General features: G+C 75.1%; 5 protein-coding genes. 2 read left to right on the top strand and 3 right to left on the bottom strand.

What is annotated here, in order from left to right:
• On the bottom strand, window positions 1-397 hold a 397-nt coding region (locus AB1673_17380; GenBank protein MEW6155730.1), incomplete at its 3' end, for a hypothetical protein.
• A gap of 59 nt (window positions 398-456) precedes the next feature.
• On the opposite strand from AB1673_17380, the gene AB1673_17375 reads away from it, so the two are divergent.
• Together AB1673_17375 and AB1673_17370 are read left to right on the top strand one after the other, a co-directional pair.
• On the top strand, window positions 457-1,224 hold the full coding sequence (locus AB1673_17375; protein ID MEW6155729.1) for a rhomboid family intramembrane serine protease: 768 nt from the start codon (window positions 457-459) through the stop codon (window positions 1,222-1,224).
• 56 nt (window positions 1,225-1,280) lie between these two features.
• Window positions 1,281-2,483, top strand: a complete 1,203-nt coding sequence (locus AB1673_17370) for a DUF1015 domain-containing protein (GenBank protein MEW6155728.1) — start codon at window positions 1,281-1,283, stop codon at window positions 2,481-2,483.
• On the opposite strand, the gene AB1673_17365 is transcribed toward AB1673_17370, so the two are convergent.
• Together AB1673_17365 and AB1673_17360 are read right to left on the bottom strand one after the other, a co-directional pair.
• Window positions 2,455-2,847: a single-stranded DNA-binding protein gene (locus tag AB1673_17365; GenBank protein ID MEW6155727.1), complete on the bottom strand. Its 393-nt coding sequence runs from the start codon at window positions 2,845-2,847 to the stop codon at window positions 2,455-2,457. The two genes, AB1673_17370 and AB1673_17365, sit on opposite strands and share 29 nt — an antisense overlap.
• A 147-nt stretch (window positions 2,848-2,994) precedes the next feature.
• Window positions 2,995-3,792, bottom strand: a complete 798-nt coding sequence (locus tag AB1673_17360) for a tetratricopeptide repeat protein (protein MEW6155726.1) — start codon at window positions 3,790-3,792, stop codon at window positions 2,995-2,997.
• Window positions 3,793-4,838 lie beyond the last annotated feature (1,046 nt).

Raw genomic sequence — 4,838 nt, 5'->3', positions numbered from 1 at the left:
TCTCCTGCGGGTTGGCCGCCGGCTCCCCTGCGCCGCCTCGGTCCGGGGCGCCGGCCTCGCCCTGGCGGCGGTCGGCGGCGGCTCCCCGACCGTCGGTCGCGCTGGGAGCGGCGCCGCCCGCCGACATCCGAGCCTCGAGCTGGGCCAGATCGTCCTTGGTAGCCAGTCCCAGGGCCCCGACCTGCTCGGTGATCTCGCGGCGCACGAAGGCCCGCAGCTCCTCGCTGCCCTTGCGGCTGCGCTCGACCAGCTCGTCGATGGCCTTCTGGGCCTTGCCCTTGCGGACCTCGCCCGCCTTGACGAGATCCTTGACGACGGCCTCGGCCCGCTCCCGCGTCATACCCAGAAAGGCGGTCCCGGCCTCGAACGAACGGCGGAACAGATCGTCACTGGCCATCCCCGGAGGCTACCAGGGGCCCGGCCCGGGGAGGCCCGTGGGGTTACGCTGGCCGGGCCTTGATCCCGCTGAAGGACTACAACCCGACCCGTCGTTTCGCGTGGGTCACGGCCGTACTGATCGCGCTCAACATCGGCGTGTTCATGTTCGTGCAACGTCCGCTCGACCCCACTACGGGCGAGGACATCAAGTTCACGTTCCGCTACGCCGCCATCCCCTGTGAAGTGGTCGAGGGCCGGCCTCTGCTCACCGACGAGATCGTAGGCACCCTGAGGGGGAACGCGGAGGCGTGCACCCGCGACGTGTCGGCCGCGCCCCGGGGGGCTCAGGAGTTTCCGGGCAAGAACGTATGGCTGGCGGTGATGTCGTCGATGTTCCTCCACGGCGGCTGGCTGCACCTGGGCGGCAACATGCTCTACCTGTGGATCTTCGGCAACAACATCGAGGACCGCATGGGCGCGGGCCCCTACCTGATCTTCTACCTGGTCGCCGGCCTGGCGGCGGCCGCCGCCCATATTGCCGTCCAGCCCGACAGCTCGGTGCCGGTCGTGGGGGCTTCGGGCGCGGTGGCCGGGGTCATGGGCGCCTACCTCGTGCTCTTCCCCAACGTCCAGATACGCACGCTGCTGCTCGTCGTGCTGATCTTCATACGCGACCTGCCCGCCAAGTGGCTCTTGGGCTTCTGGTTCGTCCTGCAGTTCTTCACCAGCCCCAATGCCGGGGTGGCTTGGGTAGCCCACGTGGGCGGCTTCGTTTTCGGGGCGGTGGTCGCCTACTTCCTCCGGGAGCGGCTGCGCCCCAGCCGGGCCGTCTTGCCGAGCTACTGAGGGCCCCGGGTCGCCACGGCCCGGGGCCGACCCTGGGAGCGGGCCAGGTGCTAGGCATGGGCGTGCCCCGATTCGAGCCCTTTTCCGCCGTCCGCTACGACCACTCCCGGGTGGAGCCCGCCGACGTGCTGGCACCGCCCTACGACGTGATCGGCGCCGACGAGCTCCAGCGCCTCGAGAGCCGCAGCCCCTACAACGTCGTCCACATCGACCTGGCACGCGACGACCCGGCCCGCAACCGGTACGACGCGGCCCGCTGCCGCATGCAGGAGTGGATCGAGGCCGGGGTCCTGCTCCGCGACGACGAGCCCGCGTTCTACCTCTACCGGATGGGGTGGCACGACGAAGATGGCCGGCCTCTCCAGACGACGGGCGTGCTGGGTGCCCTCGCCCTCGACCCCGAGCGCTCCGGGCAGGTCCTGCCCCACGAGCGCACGATGGCCAAACCCATGGACGACCGGTTGCGCCTCATGCGGGCCTGCCGGGCCAACTTATCCCCCATCTGGGGCCTCTCGCTGGGCACGGGGCTCGATGCTGTGGCCCCGCCGCCGGAGGGGCCCTTGCTGCGGGTGACCGACGATGGCGGCGTGCACCACCGGCTCTGGCGCCTCTCGGGCCGGGGCACTATCGAAACCGTGCAGGCCTCGGTGGGCGCCGGGCCGGTGGTGATCGCCGATGGTCACCACCGCTACGAGACGGCCCTCGCCTACCAGGCCGAGCGGCGAGCGGCCGGGGCGGGCGCCGGGCCCCACGACCTCACGCTGGCCTTCGTGAGCGACTTGGCCAGCATGGAAGCGGGCGTGCGGCCCATACACCGGCTGATCGGCGGGTTGCCCGAGCACTTCCCGGTGCGCGAGGCCATGGCCGCGTCGTTCCTCCTGCTGCCGGTTCCCGGCGGCCCCGAGGCCCTGCCCGGGCTGATGGTCGCCCGTGGGGGCCTCGGCCTCGTCGTCGGCCGCGAGGCCTATGTCCTGCAGCCGCGCGTGACGGCCGGCGAGACCGTCGACAGCGAGCTGCTCGAGCTGGCCCTCACACCTTTCCCGGCCCACACGACGCGCTACCACCATGACGTAGCCGAGGTGCTGGCCCTCCTGGACAAAGGTGAGGCACAGGCCGCTGTGCTGCTGCGCCCGACCTCGGTAGGCCAGATCGAGGCCGCCGCCCGCGAGGGGCGGCGGTTGCCCCAGAAGTCGACCTTCTTCCACCCCAAACCCCGCACGGGTGTCGCCTTCAGGCTCCTGGACGAGCCGCCCCTATAGCGAGCCCGAGCTGCACGCGGGCCGCCTCCAGGGCCGCTCGGGCCCGCTTGACCTGCCGGGCGGGGACGAGCTGCGCGGCCACCACCTCGGTGCGGCTGGCCGTCTGCCCCGCGGCCCGGAAGAAGCGGCGCCGGGCCCGCCCGACGACCACCACCTCGGTGCCCGTCCCATGGTCGGTGGCCGCCGTGGGAGGCCGCTCCCACACGACGGGGACGGTCTCGGCCCGCCGGCCCTCGCGGGCCACGGTCACCTCGAACTCCGCGACCGTGTCGCCCGAGGGCAACTGGCGCAGGCTGGCGGGCCGGGCCAGCCGGCCCACGAGGACGACGACATTGGTTGCCGGAACGCTGGACATGCTGGACATGGCGGGTGCTCCCACTCGATGGGCTACATCAGGATGGGGGAAGCCACCGCCGAAGCTACATGAGGGGTATGACAGTTCTCTTGGGGCCACCGTGTGCGGGCCTAGCTCCCGCCCGTGTGTGGGCCGGCCGGGCTGTCCGGGCCTCGGTCAGGCCAGGGCGGCCAGTCGTTCGGCGGCGTCAGCCAGGTCGGGGTCGGCGCTGACGATGCGGGCGAACACCTCGCGGGCACGGGGCGTGTCCCCGGCGCGTTCGTATAGATCGGCGAGGGCGTACCACAGGCGCAGGTGATGGTCGCCCGGCTTGCGGGGGGCGGCCGGGCCCCGCTCGAGCAGGGCGATGGCGTCCTTCACGTCGCCCCGGTCGGCCAGGCTGCCGGCCATCACGATCCGGCCCTCGACGACCAGGGCCGCACCCGGGGAGGCCTGGCGCAACTCGTCCCACAGCTCCTCGACCTTGTTGTGGCGGCCCAGCGCCCGGTAGCAGTCGGCCAGTACCGGGTGTTGTTCCACCGAGGCGGTGAGCCGGACGAAAGCCTCGAGATGGCCGATCGCCTGCTTCCACCGGCCGAGGCGGTAAAGCGATACACCGGCCAGCTCACGGATGGCGGCCGCCTCCGGGGCTTCCTCGGCCAGGGGGCGGACGATGCGGTAGGCGTCCTGGGGCCGGCCCCGGTCGAAGGCCTGGGCGGCGTCCACCAGGCGTTGCTCGAGGCGGGCGGCCCGCCGTTCGCCCACGGCCTGGGCGATCTCCCCGGCCACGGGAGCGGGGGCCCGGCGTACCCGCCGGGACGGTTGAGGCCTGGCCGGGGCCGGACGTGCCTCGGCTGCGGCCGGGGCCGTCTCGCGTGTCCACTCCTCGGGCGACCACGGCTCGGGCCGGCCCCGTTCCGGAGATCGGTCGGGACCACCCGGCGACGTGACCTGGCGAGCACCGCGGCGGGCCACACCGCCCCACCCCCGGCCCGGCTCGCGAGCCTCGTCCCTGCCCGTGCCGGGGCCTGTGCCCCTCGATCGGTCCTGGGGTCGGCCATCTCGGCCCCGTGAGCTCCGGCCTTCGGACGGGGGCCGCTCCCACCCGCCGCTCGCCCGGGAGGCGCCCGGCCCGCCCCGGGCACCGGACGCCGAGCGCCCCTGGCCGCCGGAGGTGGGGCCCGGCCGGCCCCTGTCCCCGCCCGGGCGGGAGAAAGGCCCCCGGCCCCGGCCCTCCTCCCCGGCTGGAAAGGCGGACGGCCGTCGACCGCGAGGGCCCTCCCGCCCGCCCCGCTGGGAGTACGAGCCATCCCCGGGGGGCCTGGCCGGGCGCGGCCCGCCACCGGCCCGTCCCCTGCGGCCGTCGCCCGGCCGCTCTCGCGGGTTGCCGCCATCCCCCGGAGGTGGGGAGGGCCGGCGGGCCTCGGGGCGGCTATCCCCGCCCCCTGCTCGGGCGAAGCCGGCGCCCTCCGGCCTACGCGAGCCGCCGCCCCCGGCCCAGCGCGACGGGGACCGGCCGCTCGGTCGGTCGTCTCGGCCAGAGGCACGATCGGGCCCGCCGCCGCCGGGACGGCCCCGGGGGTCACTCGTGCCACCCGAGGAGGGGAACGGCCGGCGGGCGGCCGGCCCGTCCTGGCTGCTCCCGGCCCGGGAGAACCCGCGGCCGGGGGCGCGACGGGCGCCGTCGCGCTCGTCGCCCGACCGTGTGGACGGCCGACGGTCGCTCAGCCCGCCCGGCCGACCACCTGACCTCCCCTGGCCCGGCCGGCCGCTCGAGCGCCCGTCGTCACGGCCGCCGGGCCCGTAGGCCGGCCGGTCCCCGGCCCCCTGGCGCGCCCACGGCTGACGGTCGCGGTCTCCCCCTCCGCTCGGGGGCGACGAGCCGTACCGAGGGGCCGAGGGGCCACCCCGGCTGCCGCCCTGCCGGCCGTCCCCCCGCCCGCCCGCGCTCCCCGGGGCTCTCGATCGGTCGCCCTGGGCCCCCCCGCCTGGTCGCGGCGCTCGGCCGCTCCACCCGCCGC

It is taken from the genome of Actinomycetota bacterium (assembly GCA_040754375.1).
Taxonomy (GTDB): Bacteria; Actinomycetota; Acidimicrobiia; order Acidimicrobiales; family AC-14; genus JBFMCT01.
Note: the sequence above shows the minus strand (reverse complement) of the source record. Positions and strands in the feature narration are given on the sequence as shown.

Excerpts from the sequence above, each read along its gene's own strand:
- AB1673_17370 (MEW6155728.1), top strand. The coding sequence starts at position 1,281 with ATGGGCGTGCCCCGATTCGAGCCCTTTTCCGCCGTCCGCTACGACCAC.
- AB1673_17365 (MEW6155727.1), bottom strand. The coding sequence starts at position 2,847 with ATGTCCAGCATGTCCAGCGTTCCGGCAACCAATGTCGTCGTCCTCGTG.